We start from the raw sequence: 23,106 nt of genomic DNA, 5'->3' as shown, positions 1-23,106 counted from the left end.
CGTGATGTGAGTCTTAGATTGTTAATTAAAGTGAATTAACAGGAGTTTTCGGCTCTCCCCCATTTAATACAGAGATGATATTTTCCGCTGCCATCTCGGCCATATCTCGTCTTGCTTCCACGGTTGCATTTCCAATATGAGGAGTGATAATGACATTATCTAATGTCTTTAACCCCTCTGTAACAGCAGGTTCAAATTCAAACACATCTAACCCGGCTCCTGCTATTTCTCCATTATTCAACGCTTCTACTAACGCCTCTTCATGAACCATTGGCCCTCTAGCTAAATTAAGCAAAAGTGCATTCGATTTCATCATCTTTAATTGATCCATACCAATAAAATGTTTTAATGACGGGTGATAACTCATATGTAAACTTACAACATCTGCTTCCTGAAGCAAAGCATCTTTCTCACAATATGTAATATCAAGTTCTTGCTCTTCCTCTAATGATAGTTTCGTGCGATTATAATATAAAATCTTCATTTCAAATGCTTTAGCCATTTGAACAACTTTTTTACCAATGTTCCCCATTCCAAAGATTCCAAGAGTTTTCCCACGAAGCTCAGTTCCTAAATGAAATAGTGGTGCCCATCCTTCAAATTTCCCAGCTCTTGTTAATTTATCTCCTTCAACTAACCGTCTTGATAACGAAATTAAAAGACCGAGAGTTAACTCTGCTGTTGCATAAGTGGATACAACAGGTGTATTCGTAACGTGTATATTTTTTTCAGTCGCTGTTTGAACATCAATGTTGTTAAAACCCGCTCCATAATTGGCAATAATCTTCAAGTCCGGAGCAGCTTCGATAATGTCCTGATCAATGGTATCCGAAAGAATGGACAATATCGCCTCTTTTCCTTTAACCATCTCTAAGATTTCAGCTTTCGTCAACGGTGTCACTTCATGATTCATTGTCACTTGAAAATGTTTACTTAACTTTTCATAAGCAATATCGGGAATCTTCCCTAAAACGGCAACCTCTTTCACATTGACACTCCCTCTCCAAAAAATAGGCTTCTCTTTATTTTACCAAAAAAAATAGGCAAGCACACAACAACAATTTATATCTGTCCCTTCATTTCCAATCGATAAGCGGATTTATTGGTTGTAAAATGAAATATGCATTATACTACTATAAAAGAAGAATAAGTAGGAGGAACAAATGGAGGCTATTACGTTACACGACGTCCAAAGATTAATTGATTCATTTGCCAATCAAGATGTGTATCTACATTTAGAAACAACCAATGGAGCGTATGCTTCTCATAACGACGCATCTTTTTTCTCAGCAAGTGCGTACATAAGAAATGCCAAAATTCAATACGATCACGGAAAAATACTAGGAGATGGACCTTATCGAGTCGGGTTAAAACTAGATATTGGTTGGGTCTACGCAGAGGGATTAACTCACTTTGAACTAGACGATCTTGGAAGGCTGCTCCTTGCTGGACATGGTCATGATGGTAAGCTTGCTGTTGCCTTACAAATAAGCAAAACACCTTTTGAATAGAGAGGAATGATCTAATGAATAAAGAACGACAAGTCCTTGTCATCTTCCCGCACCCAGATGATGAAACATTCGGTGTCGCAGGAACAATAGCGATGCATGTAGCGAACGGAACCCCTATTACCTACGCTTGCTTAACTCTAGGAGAAATGGGCAGAAACCTTGGAAATCCCCCATTTGCCACAAGAGAATCACTACCAAAAATTCGAAAAAAAGAATTAGAAAAAGCGGCCCAAGCTATGGGCATTGACGATTTACGTATGCTAGGGTTCCGAGACAAAACCATTGAATTTGAAGATGACGAAGAAATGGTGCTCATCATGGATAACCTTATCAAGGAACTTGATCCATCACTCATCATCACGTTCTACCCTGGTTATTCTGTACATCCCGATCACGAAGCAACAGCACGTGCCGTCATTGAAGCAGTTCGACGATTAGACGAGAGCGCTCGCCCAACCGTACATTGCATTGCTTTTTCAAACAACCATGAACAAGAAATCGGTCAGCCTGATATCATAAATAATATCACCCCCTTTGCCGAACAAAAAAAGGCAGCAATGCGAGCTCATGCATCCCAAACCGAATGGATGTTAAAAGAATTAGAACCAAAATGGGCCAGCGGAGACAAAGTTGCCCTTGAATGGCTAACAACCGAACGCTTTTATACGTACTCATTTAAATAATACGATGTACCGAACTACGGGTTTTTGATGCTGTAGTTCGGTTTTTTTGTGGCGGTTTGGGGGTCAGGGTTCGAGAATCATAGGAGCTTTTTGGTTCCCGTTTGTGCTACGCTCTTCCTTTTTCGGGAATCATAGGCGTTCTTTGGTTCCCGTTTGGCGTCGCTCTTCCTTTTTCGGGAATCATAGGCGTTCTTTGGTTCCCGTTTGTGCTGGCTCTTCCTTTTTCGAGAATCATAGGAGCTCTTTGGTTCCCGTTTGGCGGCGCTCTTCCTTTTTCGGGAATCATAAGAGCTCTTTGGTTCCCGTTTGTGCGGCGCTCTTCTTTTTTCGGGAATCATACTCTCTCTTTGGTTCCCGTTTGGCGGCGCTCTTCCTTTTTCGGGAATCAAAGCCGTCTATGTTTCCCGCTTCAGCAAAATATAAGTAATCACGGCCCCTCTGTTAAGCATAATTGATTCATAGGACTTGCACGTTTTCCTTCGATCTATTATAATATATAACTTGTATAACAGATATATAGAAGAGGTGATTCGGTGCTTTTAACAAAGTTAGGGGCCGTAGCAGAGAAAAAAGACCCTGATGAACTAGAACAAAATTTAGAAGATCTAGAGTTTCAAATGTTTCGAATGCAAGCAAACGTTAAGGAAATTGCTAAGAAGAGACAAATATTAGGTATTGAACAAACAAAAGAGGAAAAATGGGTGATTGTGTCTATAGTAGATGATGGGCATGCATGCAAAATCATGATTAATGACTGTGAATCAGCCTTCCGTGGAAGCTGGGACTTCTCCATTCAAGCAAAATATGAAGATCAATCAACGATTTTCATAGGTGACATAAAAGGCGAAGAAAACAAAGGCTACGGTTCAATTTGCATGGATTATCTCAAGGAACATGCCATAGATCAAAACGTCCAATACATCAAAGGCGATCTCGCCGAGCGTGACTTTGACCATCTTGACAGACTCATCCATTTTTATGAAAAGCATCAATTTGATGTGGAGGTTGACCACGAGAATCAAAGTGGATCAATTGTTTGCCAACCCCATTGGTAAAATGGGGTTTTTATATTGTGTTTGTACGTATTTTTAATTGACTTTAATTCACTTCAAATTGTTCTTTGGTAAATAATCTTTTTGTACCAAGTTAGTTTTTTTCAAATCTTTTAACGAGTAAAATGTACCTCTCCAATAGACACCACCGTCTTTCAAAACAGAAAAGGTAGATAAAAATAATGTATAAATGTAACACAATAGCATAAAAGGCAATGCAAAAAACTCTTCCCACGAACTATACGAAAGTTTTTTGATACATATTCGATAGAGGATAAAAAAAAGTATTATTGATAAAGCGTGTAAAACAAACGCCCATCCATTAAATAAAAGTATGCCGATAAATGGGTAAACACCTAGTAAAAAAAGCAAGGTAGCTAGACCGATAACATGACCAATTTTATATCCGACTGAACCAAAAAAATTTTTCTTGAAACCTTTTATTGCATGCTTTAAGCTTGGATACCATTCCACTTCGATTAACTCTTTTCCTACGACGAAATGTTGATTACACTGAACGTCATTCGCTCTTCTTCCAAGTTCGATATCATCAATTGGCTGTAGAGGAAATGAGTCATGTGTTCCTAATTTTTCATAAACATTTCTTCTGATTAAGTTAAAGGCACCTACACCAACTCCCTTGCTTTTTTTCCCTTTGACATATACTTTCCAAGGTTCAATAAACATGCTAAAAACAAGTAAGAAAACATGAATAAATACCCTCAATTCAAAACGACGACAAATGATACGAGGTAACATAGCCATATGATCCACATTATTTTCAACGACATAATTCATAACTTTCGAGATAGTGTCTTTCTTGAAGGTAATATCTGCATCTGAGAACAATAGGTACTCCCCAGAAGAATGGAGATAACCTTGATACAAGGCATGATTTTTACCTAACCAACCATCAGGTAAACTTTGAATATGAAGGGTTCAAAAGATAATTCCTTCTATATTCACATTCACTAAATTTACTTTTATGTGTTCTATTTTTTCTCCCGTATCGTCGGTCGAACGATCATTAACGATAATAATCTCCAAATTTTTATAGGTTTGTTCCAATAGGTAACGAATGGTTTTTTCTATATGCTCGCCCTCTTCTTTTGCTGCAATAATAACCGAAACAGCGGGGCCCTTTTTTAAGACACCTGCAGCTTCAGTTAAATTAGGAATAGTTCTAAGACCTTTTGTCATTTTGAACAAAAACGTTGTGACGACCAAAAAAGAAAGAATAGATAGTGCTGCTATAATAATTAGTAACCACTCCTTTTGCTGTTTTTGATGCCTCTTCTATCATTTGAAAATTTATTGAAAATCCCATTTCAATGAAACTATGTTAATTTCATAGTTTCATTGAACGATAATTCTTTTTTAATATCAATACAAGGCTTAATACTTACCTAGCCTTACATCCTCTTATTTTCTGTAATATGGTACATGAAATTAAATACATTTCTTATTATTCATCTTTAAAGTAATCGTAATCAATTGTCTTAACCACAAACTTATTACTAATATCTACCCCAACATTATGATCAATCATCAATTTTGCCAATTCTGTTCCATCTATTAATATAATTTTCTTTGCCTCTAATCTTTCAGCATATTTTCTTGCATTGTCTGTAAAGTAAGAGGTTGTAATAAACACACCCTTCCTAGCACCTTTACCATCTAATGCACCTGAAAAACTTTGAACAACATCTCGACCAACAGAATTATTGGCAGCATATCGCTTAGCTTGAACATAAATGTTATCCAGACCTAATTTATCTTCTTTAATTACACCATCTAAACCCTCATCATTAGTCCGCTGAGTAACTTTTCCATCCCCATATCCCATGACTGTTAACAACTCAACGACTATATCTTCAAATTTCATCCAGTGATACTTTGTAATTGCTTCAACAAATTATCAGCTAATTCATTTTTTAGTTCGTCCAATTTTTCATTTACTATTGTTAAAGGATCTATTACCTTTTCTAATTCTTCAATCTCTTCTTTAATCTCACCCTTACTTTCTTTTAATAACTCTAGACCTTCATTTGTTATTTGATAAGTGAGTTTATTTACTTCATCAATATAGTTCTCTTTTTTCAAGCTATATCTAACGCTTCTAACTTTAGAAAGAAATATAATATCTGATTTATTTTCATCATATTTCATTAATCTTTGCTCTTCACTTAGTTTGAAGTAGGATACTAACTTTTCAGTAATTTCGCTAGCTGTATATGCTTTCCCATCTTTTATTAATTCTAAATAGGGAATCATCATTTCCCCAGTTGAAGGGATTGTATCTTTAATTTCCTCATTGTAACTTTTAATTTTTCTGGCTGCCTTGTATTTTTCGATTATTTTCTTCTCCTCTATTTCATCTTTAGGTAGTCCCTCGTTACTTAGAATTTGTTTGATCTCTGGAATCGTTAGACCTACTTCATTCAAGTTTTTAAGAAACTTCATTACGCGTAATGATTCCAAATTATACATAACTCTATTCCCACTATTGACAGTAGGTATGTATTCTTTAAAATTCTTAACTCAACGTCTTCCGTTAGTTTCTGACCAACCAACTAACTTGGACATTTTTGTTTTAGTTAGTAATTTAATATTTTCCATCTGAAACATTCCTTTCTCCTAAGCCCCTTACATACTACCTATTATATTTGTACTAGTTAATTTTAACATAATATTACAAATAGATTATTATAATGGTTCATTTGAGTTTACATTAAAGACTAAAAGACTTATCTTAATAGATAAGTCAAAACACACCTAACAAACCTTAGTAGGATTAATTATGAGGGATTTCGATAATTTCACCCGTAGCTCTAAAAATCAATAAATTTATAAACTCTAAGAAAGCACTTGAAGGAAAATTGTATGTTGCTATATCTTCTTTACATAATTTAATATCTATTGTGTCAAAAACACTATTATCCCAACCCGCTCTATGTACTTTAAGGCAAGTAAAATTAGTTCTTTGTTTTCTTGGAATTACTTCCTTAAATCCAGTTGATTTCATTAGAAATTCATTTTTCGGTAGGTCAAGCCTAATAATTAAATGCTTTTTATCCAATTCATCATGAATTTTACAGATCCTTAATTTCTCCTCTCCCCTAGGTTTATAAGTAACTTTATTAATAGTTTTTATAAAGCTACAATTCCCTACACTTCCTGTATCTACAATCCATGATGTCTATAGCTAGATAATACATTTCTAAACTCTTATGATTTATTTTTTATTTGTTCATGAAAGTCCATTATTACTAACCACCTTTTTATTTCAAAACCCCTTAAATATAAAATACGATGCGTAAAAATGAAAAATAGATTATAGTATAAATATCCAATTTTTTTCAAGGAGGGAATCTATCATCAAGCGATTTTTTCTTATTTCTATAGGAATTATTAATTTCGCCCTCGCAACAATCCTTTTTGCCGTTCCCAACACCATTATGGCAGGTGGAATGACAGGAATGGCTACAATGAGTTATTACATATTTAATTTAAATATTGGATTAGGGATGTTTTTGTTTAATTTTCCTTTATTCTTAGCTGCTTATATATGGTATCGAGATTTATTTTACAAATCCGTTATCAGTATGATTTCGGCGTCTATCCTTGTTGGAATTCTTCAAGAGCCATTGATGCGCTTTGGTGTTGAGAATATTGTTGTCGGTGCTCTAATTGGCGGGTTATGGATGGGAATTGGGTTAGGGTTGATGGGAATGGCCAATTCAAGTTTAGGTGGCGGCTCCATGCTGGGGAAAATGATTAACGTAAAATACGGTTTTTCTTTTGGCTTAGCCACTTTTTTAGTCGATAGTTCTGTTTTCCCTTTAAGCTTTTTCTTAATTGGTGCCAAGGAAACCTTTTTTTCCCTTCTATTAGCAGCCTCTAGTGCATTAGGCATTATTCTTGTGGGGAAAATTCACCAGTTTATGATTAAAAAGAAACTTATTGTATCACGAGATCATCGTTTAACCGATCGCAATGAACAGCAAGAATATATGAATGGTTAAATAGAGCTAACTGAACAGCACCGCCTTTTTCATAAGTAAAGGCTGGTGCTTCATTACTTTATTGCTTTTTCAAACAAATCTCTTTAATCGAATCAACATTTACTTCAGTGTCTTAAGCCTAATTTTTGCACATGTTCCCTGTCCGACTGTAGAGAATAATTCAAAATTTCATTTGGAAAAATGGTGAAGAAGATCAGAAGGAGCGCTACTCGCCTGAATACGCTGGAAATGGAGTCTATAAAATAAACACAATGATTCAAGTTGAAGGTCTATATTTCATAAGAGTTGAAGCAAATACAACTAAATCTAGTGTTTTCCCAACTATACAATTTATCGTTGGTACAAGTACAGATGAAGATATTGACACTTTACCTAAACAAAGCAACGAACAACATCATGAAGGTTATCATTAAGAGAAAAATATAGAAAGATGTACATGTTCCATATACCCATTTTATGAGAAACCTAGCAACCAATATATAATAGTTGCTAGGTGTTTCAGTTTCTTTTAGAAGTAAATCGTATAAATATAGGAACCAAGAGTAACACTACACATAAAACTAATGTGAGGTATTAAGATCATGAAACAGATTTTTCTCTGGTTACTCTTGATAGTGCCTTGGGCGTCCTTGTTTTTTTTGAATATGGACACTATACGCAGATACATGCCGGTCGCTCTATTTATGACCGTTATTCATACTTTGGCATATCAAGCGGCTTACCATTACGGTTGGTGGGAAGAAGCAGGTTCAAGTCTGTTCGGGTGGGATAAAATTGTCCCGGTTCCTTGGGTGTATGGAGCATATTTCGTAATAGTTATCTGGGTATTCCACTTTACTTTCGGAAAATTTTGGATCTATTTGGCTGTTAATATAATTCTAGACGGGGTATTTATGTACATTGTTTACCCGATATGGCAACGGATGGGGCTTGTTTCGAGTGAATCGACTTTACCTACAATTGCTATCGTTGCTATGATGGTCGGTTTTGCTTTGATCATCTACCTTTATCAACTATGGCAGGACGAAGTGTTCAAACAGCCCAAAACGTAACTCATCAATATTCAACTACGGCTTTTTTGTCAATACACATTTGTCAGTACATATACGGTAGGACACTTATTTGGGAAACCGCTCGCCCCTATCTTTTTATGCGGACAACTAGAGATAACCGAATTATTATAGGTGGACTTGATGATAGTACAACATCCCCTAAAGATCGTGATAGTACACTCATTAACAAAAAAATAAACTCATTGAAGAATTTAATAAACTGTTTCCCACTTTAAAGTCGAGCCAGAATATTACTAACGACCTTTATTAAACAAAAAACAAAAAATGGGGATAAGTTCCCCCATTTTTTGTTTTTTCCTATAATCATACGTAGCAGTCATTTCCATAGTTGATTTCACTCATACCCCATCAATCTTACATATCATACGTTTTTTACTTTCCAGTTAGTAAATAGCCTAATGTCCCCGTTACGAAGCCTAAAAGGGCTCCACCAAGTACTTCTTCTGGCATATGACCTAGTCGCTCTCGTAATTTCACACTTTGATCCTCGTTTTTCTGAGGACTGTGCAAGCCAGTTAATCGATTTAGTTCTTCATCCATATCATTTACTTTTATCGTTAATTCACCTGTTTGTCTACGAATTCCTTGTGCATCGTACATAACAATTAATCCAAATACTGTAGCTAAAGCAAAATCAATCGACGGGAGTCCTCTCTCTAGAGCTATAAAAGTAGCTAAAGCCGTTACCCCTGCAGAGTGAGAGCTCGGCATTCCTCCTGTTTCAAATAGCAAGCCAGTATCCCATTTTCCCGTTTTCGCTTTATGAATTGGAATTTTTAAAGACTGAGCAATCCCGATCGTAGTTAATGCCGTCATCATTGGTCGATTCATTATCTTCACCTCTTCTATATCGTTTGAAGTTAAGAGGTGAAGTATACACAAAATTGCCTGATTTTAACCTTTATACTTACGAATCTAAAGGTTGTTTTCGCTTATTTTTCTTTCTTTTATAAAACATTAGTATGATAAAAAGAATCAAACCAAGTGAAAGGAAAATCGGACTTAAGCCGATCAGCCAAACGACAATCGCTGCACCTGTTCTTAAGAGGACATTGATCGTGTCAATAAACATTTTTTTCGATCGTTCCCACGTATTTAATTGATCTCCTTGAATCGTTGACGTTCCGATCGACACCTCATGAATGGTAATGGTAAGTGTCGAAAGCTCTACTTGGTTTTCTAAAAAACGCTGTCTTCCTACCATCTGTTCAATTTCTTCTTGAACATTTGCTAATTCAGTTGATATTTTTAACAAACTCTCCGTGCTGTCAGCTTCCTCTAAGAAGCCTAATAGGCGTTCTTCTACGACCCGTTTTGCTTTCAATCTAGATTCTAGATCAACATACTCTTCTGTAATGTCATTTCCGTGGGTACTTTGTTCCGTAACTTTCACATTTTCAGTTGTTCCTATTTCTTCAATAAAAGGTTGAAAGTCTTGTTTGGGAATACGAAGAACAACCGTACCAAACAATCCCCCTTCTGCATCTTCGTTATAATGAGACTCAACTACATATCCACCGAGCTGCTCAGCTTTTGCTTGGATCACTTCTCTTGTTACAAGATAATCCTTGACTTCCATGGTCAAATAACCGTGATAAATCACCATTCTCTCTGTCTCTGTTGAACGGTTCTGATTTAAGACGTTGTCATATAATAGCTCAGCTTCCTCAGTTGATGCTGCTTCTTCTACAGACATGATTTCTTGATCCATTACCGCTAATTCATTTACATCTTGTTGACTACGACAAGCACTTACGACAAATACTACAAAAATGATTGCGAGCAATCTTGCTGTTTTTCTCATACTCCACCTCCAGGTTTTACTTCATGTGACGAATGAACATGCTTAATAGTTACAATTAGATTAAATTTATAATTCTGTTTACTTCATGAATAGGCTTACAAACATTTACTCTTTTTGGGTTTTAAGGTAAGCTTTATTAGCAAAATTGAATGAAGGGGTTACGATATGGAAATTGTTGAACAAATTACTCATTTACAGGTTTTAAACCAATTTTGGATCTTGCTATTTTTCCTCGTTCCAATGGTTTTGATTTCTAGAACCGTAGTGGCGGGAACGCGTTTTTCACCGGTACTTATTATTGTTATTTTCGGTTTATTACTAGGTTTTCTATTAGTTTCGGTGGGAATTGCTACACCAGGACTAGTTGAATTTCCGTTTGTTGATTTAATGGCTCGTACGACCATTATTGCCTTAACGGTTTCTTTCTTTGTTGGCGGACAAGAGTTACGTAAAATCTTAAGTAAAAAGCAACTAGAAGTGGATGATATTGTTGTTCCATCTGATGAAGAAACGATTCTTGGGACTACACGCACTCAGTTCTTTTACATTTTACGTGCGTTTTTCTTATTACTAGGTATTGAAGGTTTTACAAGAATGATCTTACAAGGACAAGCTGCTGAAGGGTTAGCTATATATAACCCATTAATTGGATACATCGGCCTTGTTATTGCTGTTATCCTTATTGATAATAAAGCTACCATCAAGAACAAACATCAATACATTCGAAAAGGCTTACTTGAAATCGGCTTGATCATTGTTGTTCTTCTTGTCTCGTTTTACGTTGCTCAATCTTTTGCAGCAATCATTGCGTTGCCACAAATATTCTTCGCCATGATGATTTCTGCTGCTCTAGGTGCTATTTTTCACAATTGGACATTCGGTCCTACCGTGCGTGCCTTGCTTTTTGCAGGGATCCCAGTCGTGTTAGCCGCAAACTTTATGGTCGGCGGATCGCGAGTTGGTGACGCTTTTGCTATCCAAGGGATGAACTCCGTATTAGCATATGGGTTTTTCGGACAACTCTTTTGGATGTTCGGTGGAATTGCCTTAATTATGCTGATTGCGAAAACAGCAAATGCACGTAACTTAGCACCTGGAATGGCCGGCTCCCTTTCTCACTCTGGTCTTACCGGAGCTTGTACCGCTGGGGATTTTGGAAAAGTCGCTGCACAACGGGCACCGATTATGATTAATATTCCATTTTTTGGTCATGTATTTGTTTTTTCTATTCTAGCAATTAGTGCAGAGCGAGGAGCTCTTTGGATTGGCCCTTCAGCCATCATTGTTGCAATAGGGGTTGGGTTAACTTTATTCTCACTATTGAATTTACGAAAAGCAAATGGAGACGATCGAAAAGAAGTAAGTGCATTAATGCAATTTTCATTCGGATGGCAAATTTGTGCAGTATTTGGTGGTTTAGCGCTATTAAGTTTTAGTACGATGTCATTTGAATATACAGCAATGGCACAAACATCAGCCATTTCGCACTTCGGTTTATTTGCCGCCATTCAAGGCGAGATGTTTGGAACGGATGCTGCGTTACTGATTCCATTCATTTTCTCTATGCCGTTCTTAGTTCATCCACTCGTGTTTTATATGTTTGGAAAAGCAATGGAGAAAGATGGAGAAATGCCAATCAAGCCTGTATATATACTAGCTCTTATTGGTGTTGTTGGGGTTATTTACGCATTGTTGTTTGCGTAATAATAAGCAGCAGACGATTCAATCGTCTGCTGTTTTTTTACACTTCTTGATATAACCGGACGAGCTCTTGTAATTTTAAAGCTAGACCTATTTTTCCATCAACTTTCAACTTCCCAGTCATAAAAGCCATCGTTGGATTTAAATCACCATGTAGCAACTTTAACAGATCTCGTTCTGCTAATTGCATCGCAACATCTGGATTTTCAAGGTTTTCTTCAAGCAAATATGCTTGCCCTTCTTTAAGTATGATTTGAATACTCCCACTTTCTTTTATGTCAAATTGAAAGACACGGTTTTTCTCTTCCTTTATATGTTCTGGACAACGGTTCACTTTTTCAACAAATGTTCTTACTTCCCCTACTGCCGACATTTTTCTCCCCCCTTTCTTTTCTCTCTACAATTTATTCACCCTGTATGTAAGCGATTCCTTTTTATTTTCATGAATAGGAAAACAATATTTTACGAAAAGTATAATCAGATAAGGAGGGGATTCCGATCGATACAATGAGAATCTTGCAATATGCATGTACATTTCTCGGTACAGGCTGTCTTATTTTCACTTATGTTCAAATGGCCAAAACCAGCCGAAAAAAAGAGAGTGACTCATAGTTTGAACTATGAATCCCTCTCTTTTGGAGTTTTTTATTTGAAAGGAAACCTTGTTATTTTTTTTCTGTATAATACATAAGTGCTATAGCACCTGGACCTGTATGTGTACTAATAATGGGCGATGTTTCTGTAATCGTAACAGGAATGTTCTTAACCTGTTGAAGCGCTTCTCTTAGCTTATGTGCTAATGACTCTGCTTCTATGTGAGCAATTCCAATTGCTTTTACTTTAAACGCCTCTGTCTCTTCTTTAAATTGCTTTGTAAAATATTCAATCATTTGCATATGTGTTCTTACTTTTGTAACCGGTGTATAGACTCCATCAGCCAATGAAGCGATCGGCTTAATTTTCAGTAGTGAGCCTAATAACGCCTTTCCACGACCAATACGTCCCCCTTTAGCAAGATACTCTAACGTATCAACCATAAGATAGAGAGAGGTATTCGCGCGAACTTCTTCCATTCTTGCGACAATTTCTTCCACACTGCTTCCACCTTGTGCCATTTGAGCTGCTTCAAGCACTTGAAAACTTAACGCATGTGAAATAAAATGTGAATTGATAACGGTTACCTTGTCTCCAACCATATCGGCTGCTGTTCTAGCAGAATTATATGTGCCACTCATACCTTCCGTTAAATGTATGGAAATAATATGTGACGTTTCAGGCTCGTCCAATAAACGACGATAGGTTTCCTCAAAGTAACCAACAGACGGTTGCGAACTTTTTGGTAATTCTTCTGATGAAGTTAGTAGCCCAATAAATTCTTTTTTTGAGATATCAATTCCATCTAAGTACGTCTTTCCATTAACTGAAATAGAAAGCGGTACAACTTCAATTCCATATGTCTTTACAAGATCTTCAGTTAAGTCACTAGTTGAATCTGTCACAATTTTAATGGTCATTATCTACATTCCCCTTTATTTCTTCTTCACGTATCTCTCTTTACTTTACCATACCACAGTTTAGTTATGTCGTATTTTGTCATCATTTTCCTAACGTAAATCGAATATCTCGATAGGAAATATGCTCCGGAAGTCGTTCTTTTATCGGTTTTAAAAATTCACTTCCTATCTCTTTTGCGATCTCATCAATAAGCATTCGGCTTTCTTCTTCTACATATTGAGACAAATGTAATTCTAATCCTTCTTGTTCAGCTCGAATTAAATGCTTGATAATGGTTTGTTCCGTTAAAGAAAGAAGATCTGCCAATTGTTCAACTGTTTCACCATTTTTAAAACGTTCAGCTGTTTCCATGTATTGACCTTTTTTAGTAGACTTACCAGGTTTTGATTTTCCTGTTTCTGGAATAGGAATCTGTTTACCCTCGAAATGTGTAAGTACGTCTAAAAATGCTTGACCATACTTTTCCTTTTTCTGTTCCCCTACACCTGAAATTTCAGCAAACGCATCTAATGTAGTTGGTACATACTTGCTCATTTCTTTCAGTGTCTTATCTGAAAAAATCATATAAGGTGGAATGTTACTTTCCGTTGAAAGCTGTTTTCTTAATTGGCGAAGTGCTTCGAACACATCGTCTTGTTCCTCTGGCTCTGCCGGGGCTAATGTCTCTGTTACGAAAACTTGTTCTTCTCCCTTAAGAACTGGAAGAGTCTTTTCCGTTAGTTGGATTGTTGGATAAGAAGTACCTGTTGGTCGTAAATATTCCTCGGCCGTTAATATATCAATAAATTCAGCTACATCTTTTTGTGTCCAATCCTTTAAAAGCCCATAAGTCGATACATCGTTTAATTGCAGTTGTTTTATCTTTTGATTTGTAGATCCGATTAAAATTTGAGCTACGATCGTTTTTCCGAAACGTTCCCTTACCCGCTTAATCGTGGAAAAAATCATTTGTGCTTCTTTTGTCCGATCAATTTTCTCTCCAGTTTGAAGACAATTGGAGCACTTGCCACACATCTTAGTAGTATCTTCACCAAAATAGTGTAAAATATATTGTTGCAAACATCGTTCGGTATGACAAAATCCAGTCATTTGTTGTAATTTCTTGTATTCCATTTCCTGTCTATCTTCAGCTCGGTCTGACTGCTCTATTAAAAACGTTTGTGTTCGAACATCTTGCGGGCTAAAAAGCAACACACAATCACTTGGTTCCCCGTCACGCCCTGCTCTCCCTGCTTCTTGATAATAAGCCTCAATTGTTCTTGGTAAGTTATAGTGTAAAATGTAACGAACATTGGATTTATCTATTCCCATTCCAAATGCATTTGTCGCCACAATGATTTTGGCTTCATCATGAATAAAAGCTTCTTGTCCTCTAGAGCGCTCCGTTTCAGACATGCCTCCGTGGTAACAAGCGACATCAAAATCTTGAGACCGTAAGTCTTCATAAATTTGTTCTACTTCTTTCCTTGTGGACGCATAAATAATGCCCGATTCCTTTTTTCTAGAAGCTAGAAAAGAAGCCATAAACTTTTTTTTGTTTACCCCTTTTTTCACCTGAAAGGTTAAATTGGTTCTCTCAAACCCAGTGGTAATGACACTATGTTCTGGGATATGTAGAAACTGTTGCAAATCAAAGCAAACTTGCTTAGTTGCCGTTGCTGTTAAGGCGAGTATGGTTACTTTTTGTGGAAATTCTTCAAGCCAAGACGATATCGATAAGTAACTTGGGCGAAAATCATGACCCCATTGAGACATACAATGTGCTTCATCAATGGCTACTAGAGAAATGGATATTTGACTTAAAAGATGCTGAAATGTTGGATGATTCAGTCTTTCTGGAGCAACATAGACAAGCTTATATTCGCCTTGCTTGATCTGCTCATGCCTCATGTTCTCTTCAGCTGCACTTAACGTACTATTTAAGAATGTAGCTTCAACATTTAATTCCGTAAGCGCATCAACCTGATCTTTCATTAATGAAATTAGCGGAGAGATTACCAACGTTACACCCGGTAAGACTAATGCTGGAATTTGATAACAAAGGGACTTTCCTCCTCCAGTAGGCATGATCCCGATTGTATCAACTCCGTTAAGAACTTGCTCAATAATGTGACGTTGACCTTCTCTAAACTCATCGTATCCGTATATTGATTTTAACTTTTCTTTTGCTAGTAGCAGCATATTCTCTTTCACAACGGTACCTCTTTTCTATTTTGAATGAGAACGTGATCGTTGGACACTTTAAACATAAGACGATTTCTGAGGTGATTACATGAACATGACATTAAAACAAAAAAATACATTCTGTCTAGTCATTGTCTCTTTAATAATGTTGGCACCTATCTTCATCATGTTAGTTACTGGTGAACGATTTGTAACAGCCATCCGACTGTTTCCATTAGACTTCTCCCTATATTTTGCCGTCCTTTTGGGAGCGATCATCGTTAATTATTCTATGCGTTCAACTAAATTGCTAACGATCACCATGTTAGCTACGGTTGGCGGGTTAGCTTTTTACTTTTTTGGGTATTTGTAATCCATCTATTCATCGTACCATGAACGTAAAAAACGGTCGAGTGTAGACAAAAAGTTGATTTTATTTTAGAAATAACGTTAGAATACTAGCCCCTTGTCCACAATGAATGGTATAATTCATTCGATTATGGACATTGGAGGCATACATATTTATGATTACCGTTACAAATGTTGGATTGCAGTATGGCGATAGAAAATTATTTGATGAAGTCAATATTAAGTTTACACCAGGAAATTGCTACGGGTTAATTGGGGCAAATGGAGCTGGTAAATCAACGTTTATTAAAATTCTTTCAGGTGAAATTGAACCTCAGCAAGGTGACGTTCATATGAAGCCTGGCCAAAGGCTAGCTGTTCTAAAACAAAACCACTTTGAATACGAAGAGGTTGAAGTGATTACGACCGTTATCATGGGGCATGCCCGCCTGTATCAAGTGATGCAAGAAAAAGACGCCATCTATATGAAAGAAGAATTCTCTGACGAAGATGGTATTAAAGCAGCAGAGCTTGAAGGGGAATTTGCTGAAATGAATGGATGGGAAGCTGAATCTGATGCAGCCATTCTTCTTAAAGGACTAGGTGTCTCAGAAGACCTTCATTCGAAAAAGATGGCTGATTTATCAGGTTCTGACAAAGTAAAAGTCCTTCTTGCACAAGCATTATTCGGTGAACCAGACGTACTTCTTCTTGATGAGCCGACGAACCATTTAGATATTAAAGCTATCGAATGGCTTGAAGAATTTCTAATTAACTTTGAGAATACCGTGATTGTTGTCTCACATGACCGTCACTTCCTTAACAAAGTTTGTACTCACATTGCCGATTTAGACTTTGGCAAAATTCAAATTTACGTTGGTAACTATGATTTCTGGTATGAGTCTAGTCAATTGGCCCAAAAAATGGCTCAAGACCAGAACAAGAAAAAAGAAGAAAAAATCAAAGAACTTCAAGGTTTTATTGCCCGATTTAGTGCCAATGCATCTAAGTCAAAACAAGCGACATCTCGGAAAAAATTGTTAGATAAGATTGAACTAGATGATATTAGACCATCGTCGCGTAAATATCCATATGTCCATTTCGGTCTTAGTCGTGAAATTGGAAATGATGTATTACGTGTCGAAGGCATCACAAAAACAATTGATGGCGAAAAAGTACTAAACAATGTAAGCTTTACAATGGACAAAGAAGACAAAATTACGCTTGTTGGTGACAATGAGATAGCCAAGACGGCTCTTTTCAAAATCTTAACGGGTGAAATGGAACCAGATAGTGGAACGTACAAATGGGGAATCACCACCTCTCAAGCTTATTTTCCTAAGGACAATTCCGTATTCTTTGAAGGAAGCGACTTAAACCTAGTTGATTGGTTACGCCAATATTCACCAGAGGATGATAGTGATACATTCTTACGTGGATTTTTAGGACGTATGCTCTTCTCTGGAGAAGAAGTAAAGAAAAAGGCGAATGTCCTTTCCGGTGGAGAGAAAGTGCGCTGTATGTTATCTAAAATGATGCTAAGTGGTGCTAACGTACTTCTACTTGATGAGCCGACGAACCACCTAGATTTAGAATCGATTACAGCTGTCAACAATGGATTAATTAATTACAAAGGTGCCATGATCTTCACGTCTCATGACCACCAATTTAATGAGACCATTGCCAATCGAGTAATTGAATTAACATCTGATGGTGTGGTTGATAAACAAATGACTTTTAATGAATATTTAGAAACAACAAAAAAATAATGAAAAAGGATGGCTCTTGAGTCATCCTTTTTTCTATTTGAAGAGAAAAGGACATTACTATTGAATTATAATTTTGTCATCAAAGGAAGTTTACAGAAGTGTGGGGAATGTTTCATAGTAATTGAGAGGTAAATAAATGATTTTTCGGGTAATGTAGCCTATATATTGAAATCAAGTGCACGAAAACAGCATAACAACGCTTCATAGATTAAAGCAAACGTCGCTGACGCTGTTTTCGGCGCTTCAATACTTGTACCGCTATAACGACAGCCGCAATAGCAACTAAAGTATAAATTAATTGTTGAACGAACGAGCTCCAATCTTTAATCGAGCTTCCATAATAAAAACCTATTAAAAAATAAATAGTTAACCAGACTAACGCTGAACTAAAACCAATTAGAGCAAACAAGCGATAGGTTATTCCTGACATCCCAATACTAAATGGAACAGCATGACGAATAAAAGGGAAAAAGTAACTAAAACTCGCCGCTTTCAAACCATATTGCTCAAGTAACTCTCTACCTTTTTCTGCACGAGAATACCAAATCGAATGACTTCTTTTTTCAAAATGGGAATGTTGGTACACAGCATGGCCAATTACGTACAAAATGGTACCGTGTAATACTATACTACTAAAAAGCACAAGAAAAGTTGGAAGCGGGTCGAGCAATTTGGTCGTGGCCAATAAGCCCCCACTCATTAGCAACACTTCATTCGGAACAGGAAAGAAAAACAATCCAATTGCCACAATAAAAAACAAGGCAATATACCCGTATTGCTTAATAAAGTCAATAAGTATCATCGTATCCATATCATCTTCACCTCCTTCTTTGTCCAATGTTGAAAAAGATAAGGCAACCATTGCTGCCTTATCCTTTGAAGTAATCTTTATAATAACCGCCAATCTTCCCCGTATTATCAATCACAAAATAAAACTCATCGGTTTCATTTTTTAATTCATAAGATTTCCCTGCTGTTAGAGCACGGTTAACCATATATTTCTTTGCATCTGTATGAACACATTCAATTGTACGAATCGTTTCTTTGTTCGTCCATGTTTGATGAATCATTTTTTCTCAACTCTCTTTCTAGTTATATGTACTTATACGTATAACTATTATACTGACAAAAAAGTAAAATGCCAACTCTATTCAATATTTGTTATGAAACCTTAACAAAAATGAACGAGGCTAACTAAGGTTAGCCTCGTTCTTCTCTTTTTAGCCTTCAAGCAATAAAGACTCTGGATCCTCTAATAGTTCCTTAATTTTCACTAAGAATCCAACAGCTTCTTTTCCATCAACGATGCGGTGATCATAGGAAAGAGCAATATACATCATCGGGCGATTTTCAAAGCGCTCTTTGTCTAATGCAACAGGACGCCATTGAATTTTATGCATTCCTAAAATCCCAACTTGTGGAGCGTTAAGGATCGGAGTTGACATTAGAGACCCAAATACACCACCATTTGTAATCGTAAAGGTACCACCTTGTAAGTCAGCAATGGATAGTTTATTATCACGTGCTTTCTTACCTAACTCTCCAATGCCTTTTTCAATTCCAGCAAAGCTAAGACGATCAGCATCACGTAATACCGGTACAACTAATCCTTCATCTGTCGAAACGGCACAACCGATGTCATAGTATTTCTTAATTAATAATTCGTCACCTTGGATTTCCGCATTTAACAACGGAAACTCTTTCAAAGCACCTACTACTGCTTTTGTAAAGAAAGACATGAATCCTAACTTCACTCCGTTTTTCTCAACAAATGCATCTTTACGACGGTTACGAACATCCATGACAGCCGTCATATCAACTTCATTAAAAGTCGTTAACATTGCAGCTGTTTGTTGTGACTCAACTAGACGCTTAGCAATGGTTTGACGACGACGCGTCATTTTCACACGTTCAACTGGCTTTGCCGGATCATCAGAAGCAACTGGTGCAGCTGGGCTCTTCTTCGGTGCAGCTGGTGTTGGAGCCGGTTGAGCTGGCGCTTGTGTTCCGTGAGATTCAACATCTTGCTTGCGAACACGTCCTAATGGATCTGCTGTTGAAACTGCACTTAAATCGATCCCTTTCTCACGAGCTAATTTTCTAGCTGCAGGAGAAGCAAGTGGACGCTCTGACGTAGCTGATGAACTTGCTTCTTCTTTTGCTGCAGGTACAGTTTCTTTCTTCGGCTCTTCTTGCGGCGCCTCAGCTTTCACTTCCGTTCCAGCAGCACTTCCAGTTTCATCAATAATCGCAATTACTTCGCCAACCTCTACCGTATCACCTGGCTCTCTTTTAAATTCCTTAATAACACCAGAGTGTTCAGCTACGATTTCGATATTGACTTTATCAGTTTCAAGCTCTGCAATATATTCCCCTTGATTAATTTGCTCGCCTACCCCTTTTAACCATTGAGCAATCGTTCCTTCAGTAATCGACTCTGCAAGTTCTGGTACTTTAATTTCAATCACGGAAAAGGCCTCCTCTTATTGTTTACGTGTCAATGACTCTGTGACAATACGTTCTTGCTCTTTCTTATGTGCAACTGGATCTCCTTCAGCAGGACTAGAACGATGTGTTCTACCAATATAGCTAAGAGAGACTCCTTCAGGTGTAATTTCACGAATTCGGGATTCAATATATGGCCAAGCCCCCATGTTTTTCGGCTCTTCCTGAACCCAAACGATTTCTTTTGCATTTTTATAGCGAGCAAATAATTCGCGAATTGGTTTTTTCGGGAATGGATATAATTCCTCTACCCGTGCAATGTGTAACCAATCCCAATCCTTTTCAGAATCTTTTTGCACGCGATCTGATAAATCAATAGAGACTTTCCCACTACATAAGAGAATTCGTTCTACTTTATCAGGATTTTCTCCTAAACCTTTTTGTTCGAATACAGGTTTAAATTCACCATCAGTAAATTCTGCATGTGCAGATGCAACAACCTGGTTACGAAGCAAACTCTTAGGTGTCATAATAATGAGAGGACGAACGGAATCTTTTTCAAGGATCTTTGCCTGCCTTCTCAAAATATGGAAATATTGTGCTGCTGATGTACAATTGGCAATCGTCCAGTTGTTCTCAGCTGCAAGAACTAAGAAACGTTCCACACGACCACTTGAATGCTCTGGACCCTGCCCTTCATATCCATGTGGAAGAAGTACAACTAAACCAGATTTTTGGCCCCATTTTGCACGACCTGCTGAAATCCATTGGTCAAACATAACTTGAGCACCGTTCGCAAAATCTCCAAACTGAGCTTCCCAAAGTACAAGAGTTTCTGGTGCTTGAACGTTATAACCGTATTCAAATCCTACTACAGCTTGTTCTGACAGAGGACTATTGTGTACTGCAAAAGATGCATTAGCCTTATCGAACGTTTGTAATGGAGTATGAACTTCATTCGTTTCACGGTCATGTAAGACAAGATGACGGTGAGCAAACGTTCCGCGTTCTGAATCTTGCCCCGTTAAGCGGATTGGCGTTCCATCGTGTAAAATGGTTGCAAAAGCTAATGTTTCAGCTAGAGCCCAATCTACTTTGGCATTTTCTTCAAAAGCTTGTAATCGACGTTTTAAGATTTTTTCAAGTTTTACATTAGCAGAAAACGTCTCAGGCCAAGTAAGTAAATCTTCATTGATCTCCTTAAGAGTTTCAAACGCTACACTTGTTTTGACTCTTGGCAATCCGTTAACAACATAATCAGGAGGAGACATTTCCTTTGGCTGGTTTGTTTTATTCGCAATTACTTCATCATATTGAGACTGTAGGTAATCTTGAGTCTCTTGATCTAATTTCTCACCAAAAGTTTGTTCTGTCACAGACTTTTGAGCTAACTGCTCTGCATAAATGGCACGTACAGTTGGGTGCTTTCGAATGAGACTGTAAGTACCCGGTTGTGTCACAGCTGGTTCATCCATTTCATTGTGGCCAAAACGGCGGTACCCAATTAAATCAATGAGGAAATCCTTCTTAAATCGCTTGCGGTATTGGACAGCAAGATGAATAGCTGCTAAGCAAGCTTCAGGATCATCAGCATTGACATGGATGATAGGAATTTCAAATCCTTTCGCTGGATCACTGGCATATGTAGTGGAACGTGAATCATATGTCTCAGTTGTGAAACCAATGTTGTTATTAGCTATTATATGAAGAGACCCGCCAGTCTGATAACCTTTCAATCTGCTAAGGTTCAATGTTTCTGTAACAATTCCTTGACCAGGAAATGCTGCATCACCATGGATCAAGATTGAATAGGCTTTCGTTACAGATTGTTCTGGAAATCCTTTTGACGTTCTTACTTCTTGTGCTGCTCTAGCATACCCTTCCACAATTGGACTAACAAATTCTAAATGACTTGGATTATTGGCAAGAGATACAGTAGCTTCAGCTGTATTTTCTTCTCTAATTTGACGATCCGCACCTAAATGATACTTTACATCTCCCGTCCATCCATTGATTCCTGCTGATACACCTGCTGGATCAAGATCTTTACTCGGTGCATAGAGAAATTCAGAGAAAATCATTTTATAAGGCTTACTTAATGTGTGGGCTAGTACATTTAATCGACCACGATGCGCCATTCCAATTAATACATTTTGAGTTCCTTCATGAACGACTTCACGAACAGCTTCATCGAGCATCGGAACTAGCATATCTAAGCCTTCAATTGAAAAACGCTTTGCACCAACAAACGTCCGGTGAACAAATTTCTCAAAGCCTTCTACTTGCGTCAAACGCGTTAATAAGTTAATTCGTTGCTGTTTCGTTAAATTTGGTACATACATACCAGATTCAACCATTTTTATTAACCATTCTCTCTCTTCCATATCATGAACATGGTTGAATTCAAATGCTGTCGTTTTCGTATAAACATCCTTTAAGTAATTGATTGCATCCAATCCATTTTTCACGTGTGCTGGAGCATGTTCACAGATCATTTCAACTGGAACTTGTTTAAGAAACTCTTCTGTTAATTGATAATGACTCAATTCTAAAATCTGAGGATTATCTGACTGCTTGAAAATAGGGTTAATATCGGATACTAAGTGACCCTTCCTACGAATCATATCTGCTAACTTAACTGCATTGACATAATTCCTAACCATATTAGGTGAGGCAGCAGAAACACTTGGGTCAGCACTTGATTGACTTTGACTTGCCTCTTCAGAAGGTGGTGGACCCCAAACATCAAATAATTCTCTTAATTCTTCGTCTACAGCTTCTGGATTGTTGGAATACTCTTCGTAAAGCTCAATTGCTACGCCAAGATTCGGACCATGAAACCCTTGCCATGGTTCTTCCGCTTTGTGCCCCTTGCTTGACATAAGATGATTACCTCCTAGTTTAACTTCAAGTTAAATCTATGATTTTTTTATTAATTGTAACGCTTTCATTACCATTTTAACATAATTGTCACATTTGTTAAAGAATTTCTCATCATATTCATAGATTTATTTCTT

At 37.2% G+C, this 23,106-nt stretch carries 21 protein-coding genes and 2 pseudogenes; 9 read left to right on the top strand and 14 right to left on the bottom strand.

Annotation, left to right across the window (positions count from 1 at the left end; all coding sequences use genetic code 11):
- Nucleotides 1-25: 25 nt before the first annotated feature.
- On the bottom strand, nucleotides 26-988 hold the full coding sequence (locus N0O92_RS10390; protein ID WP_315614580.1) for a 2-hydroxyacid dehydrogenase family protein: 963 nt from the start codon (nucleotides 986-988) through the stop codon (nucleotides 26-28).
- Between the two features lie 175 nt (nucleotides 989-1,163).
- On the opposite strand from N0O92_RS10390, the gene N0O92_RS10385 reads away from it, so the two are divergent.
- The 3 genes from N0O92_RS10385 (at nucleotide 1,164) to N0O92_RS10375 (ending at nucleotide 3,249) form a co-directional block, all read left to right on the top strand.
- Nucleotides 1,164-1,511: a YojF family protein gene (locus N0O92_RS10385; protein ID WP_315614579.1), complete on the top strand. Its 348-nt coding sequence runs from the start codon at nucleotides 1,164-1,166 to the stop codon at nucleotides 1,509-1,511.
- A gap of 14 nt (nucleotides 1,512-1,525) precedes the next feature.
- The gene (gene bshB2, locus N0O92_RS10380) at nucleotides 1,526-2,194 is read left to right on the top strand and encodes a bacillithiol biosynthesis deacetylase BshB2 (protein WP_315614578.1); all 669 of its coding nucleotides are present in this window, start codon (nucleotides 1,526-1,528) and stop codon (nucleotides 2,192-2,194) included.
- 533 nt (nucleotides 2,195-2,727) lie between these two features.
- The gene (locus N0O92_RS10375; protein WP_315614577.1) at nucleotides 2,728-3,249 is read left to right on the top strand and encodes a hypothetical protein; all 522 of its coding nucleotides are present in this window, start codon (nucleotides 2,728-2,730) and stop codon (nucleotides 3,247-3,249) included.
- Between the two features lie 48 nt (nucleotides 3,250-3,297).
- On the opposite strand, the pseudogene N0O92_RS10370 reads toward N0O92_RS10375, so the two are convergent.
- The 4 genes and pseudogenes from N0O92_RS10370 to N0O92_RS10355 all read right to left on the bottom strand — a co-directional run bounded on the left by N0O92_RS10370 (nucleotide 3,298) and on the right by N0O92_RS10355 (nucleotide 6,271).
- Nucleotides 3,298-4,446, bottom strand: a pseudogene (locus N0O92_RS10370) (glycosyltransferase family 2 protein).
- A 265-nt stretch (nucleotides 4,447-4,711) separates the two neighbouring features.
- Nucleotides 4,712-5,131, bottom strand: a complete 420-nt coding sequence (locus tag N0O92_RS10365) for a restriction endonuclease (protein WP_315614576.1) — start codon at nucleotides 5,129-5,131, stop codon at nucleotides 4,712-4,714.
- Nucleotides 5,128-5,736, bottom strand: a complete 609-nt coding sequence (locus N0O92_RS10360; protein ID WP_315614575.1) for a winged helix-turn-helix domain-containing protein — start codon at nucleotides 5,734-5,736, stop codon at nucleotides 5,128-5,130. Before N0O92_RS10360 ends, N0O92_RS10365 begins: the two co-directional genes overlap by 4 nt.
- 304 nt (nucleotides 5,737-6,040) lie before the next feature.
- Nucleotides 6,041-6,271, bottom strand: a complete 231-nt coding sequence (locus N0O92_RS10355) for a hypothetical protein (RefSeq protein ID WP_315614574.1) — start codon at nucleotides 6,269-6,271, stop codon at nucleotides 6,041-6,043.
- A gap of 304 nt (nucleotides 6,272-6,575) precedes the next feature.
- Here N0O92_RS10355 and N0O92_RS10350 point away from each other — a divergent pair, with 304 nt between their 5' ends.
- The 3 genes and pseudogenes from N0O92_RS10350 to N0O92_RS10340 form a co-directional block, all read left to right on the top strand.
- Nucleotides 6,576-7,271 (top strand): YitT family protein, encoded by a 696-nt coding sequence (locus N0O92_RS10350; RefSeq protein ID WP_315614629.1) that lies wholly within the window; start codon nucleotides 6,576-6,578, stop codon nucleotides 7,269-7,271.
- Between the two features lie 644 nt (nucleotides 7,272-7,915).
- Nucleotides 7,916-8,323 (top strand): hypothetical protein, encoded by a 408-nt coding sequence (locus tag N0O92_RS10345; protein ID WP_315614628.1) that lies wholly within the window; start codon nucleotides 7,916-7,918, stop codon nucleotides 8,321-8,323.
- Nucleotides 8,324-8,376: 53 nt separating this feature from the next.
- Nucleotides 8,377-8,578: pseudogene (locus tag N0O92_RS10340) on the top strand (FAD-dependent oxidoreductase); the annotation flags it as partial.
- A gap of 138 nt (nucleotides 8,579-8,716) precedes the next feature.
- Here the strand turns inward: N0O92_RS10340 and N0O92_RS10335 are convergent.
- On the bottom strand, nucleotides 8,717-9,175 hold the full coding sequence (locus tag N0O92_RS10335; protein ID WP_315614573.1) for a divergent PAP2 family protein: 459 nt from the start codon (nucleotides 9,173-9,175) through the stop codon (nucleotides 8,717-8,719).
- Nucleotides 9,176-9,251: 76 nt separating this feature from the next.
- Complete coding sequence (locus N0O92_RS10330; protein WP_315614572.1) at nucleotides 9,252-10,148, bottom strand: DUF4349 domain-containing protein; 897 nt, start codon at nucleotides 10,146-10,148, stop codon at nucleotides 9,252-9,254.
- A 165-nt stretch (nucleotides 10,149-10,313) separates the two neighbouring features.
- Here N0O92_RS10330 and N0O92_RS10325 point away from each other — a divergent pair, with 165 nt between their 5' ends.
- Nucleotides 10,314-11,852: a hypothetical protein gene (locus N0O92_RS10325; RefSeq protein WP_315614571.1), complete on the top strand. Its 1,539-nt coding sequence runs from the start codon at nucleotides 10,314-10,316 to the stop codon at nucleotides 11,850-11,852.
- A 37-nt stretch (nucleotides 11,853-11,889) separates the two neighbouring features.
- Here the strand turns inward: N0O92_RS10325 and N0O92_RS10320 are convergent, their stop codons facing one another.
- The 3 genes from N0O92_RS10320 to recQ all read right to left on the bottom strand — a co-directional run bounded on the left by N0O92_RS10320 (nucleotide 11,890) and on the right by recQ (nucleotide 15,557).
- Entirely contained in the window at nucleotides 11,890-12,222 is a 333-nt protein-coding gene (locus N0O92_RS10320) for an SCP2 sterol-binding domain-containing protein (RefSeq protein ID WP_315614570.1), read from the bottom strand.
- Nucleotides 12,223-12,514: 292 nt separating this feature from the next.
- Nucleotides 12,515-13,366: a DegV family protein gene (locus N0O92_RS10315; protein WP_315614627.1), complete on the bottom strand. Its 852-nt coding sequence runs from the start codon at nucleotides 13,364-13,366 to the stop codon at nucleotides 12,515-12,517.
- A 79-nt stretch (nucleotides 13,367-13,445) separates the two neighbouring features.
- Nucleotides 13,446-15,557: a DNA helicase RecQ gene (gene recQ, locus N0O92_RS10310; RefSeq protein ID WP_315614569.1), complete on the bottom strand. Its 2,112-nt coding sequence runs from the start codon at nucleotides 15,555-15,557 to the stop codon at nucleotides 13,446-13,448.
- An 85-nt stretch (nucleotides 15,558-15,642) separates the two neighbouring features.
- On the opposite strand from recQ, the gene N0O92_RS10305 reads away from it, so the two are divergent.
- Nucleotides 15,643-15,900, top strand: a complete 258-nt coding sequence (locus N0O92_RS10305; RefSeq protein WP_315614568.1) for a hypothetical protein — start codon at nucleotides 15,643-15,645, stop codon at nucleotides 15,898-15,900.
- A gap of 151 nt (nucleotides 15,901-16,051) precedes the next feature.
- Nucleotides 16,052-17,644, top strand: coding sequence for an ABC-F family ATP-binding cassette domain-containing protein (locus N0O92_RS10300; RefSeq protein WP_315614567.1), 1,593 nt, complete (start codon nucleotides 16,052-16,054; stop codon nucleotides 17,642-17,644).
- Between the two features lie 208 nt (nucleotides 17,645-17,852).
- On the opposite strand, the gene N0O92_RS10295 is transcribed toward N0O92_RS10300, so the two are convergent.
- The 4 genes from N0O92_RS10295 to N0O92_RS10280 all read right to left on the bottom strand — a co-directional run bounded on the left by N0O92_RS10295 (nucleotide 17,853) and on the right by N0O92_RS10280 (nucleotide 22,971).
- Nucleotides 17,853-18,455, bottom strand: a complete 603-nt coding sequence (locus N0O92_RS10295) for a DedA family protein (protein WP_315614566.1) — start codon at nucleotides 18,453-18,455, stop codon at nucleotides 17,853-17,855.
- Between the two features lie 58 nt (nucleotides 18,456-18,513).
- Nucleotides 18,514-18,714 (bottom strand): DUF6501 family protein, encoded by a 201-nt coding sequence (locus N0O92_RS10290; protein ID WP_315614565.1) that lies wholly within the window; start codon nucleotides 18,712-18,714, stop codon nucleotides 18,514-18,516.
- Nucleotides 18,715-18,864: 150 nt separating this feature from the next.
- Nucleotides 18,865-20,112 (bottom strand): 2-oxoglutarate dehydrogenase complex dihydrolipoyllysine-residue succinyltransferase, encoded by a 1,248-nt coding sequence (gene odhB / locus N0O92_RS10285; protein ID WP_315614564.1) that lies wholly within the window; start codon nucleotides 20,110-20,112, stop codon nucleotides 18,865-18,867.
- Nucleotides 20,113-20,127: 15 nt separating this feature from the next.
- Nucleotides 20,128-22,971: a 2-oxoglutarate dehydrogenase E1 component gene (locus N0O92_RS10280; protein ID WP_315614563.1), complete on the bottom strand. Its 2,844-nt coding sequence runs from the start codon at nucleotides 22,969-22,971 to the stop codon at nucleotides 20,128-20,130.
- Nucleotides 22,972-23,106: the final 135 nt, after the last annotated feature.

The sequence above is a fragment of the Alkalihalobacillus sp. MEB130 genome, assembly GCF_032335535.1.
GTDB lineage: Bacteria > Bacillota > Bacilli > Bacillales > Bacillaceae_D > Halalkalibacter.
This window is presented reverse-complemented; position numbering and strand designations above follow the sequence as displayed.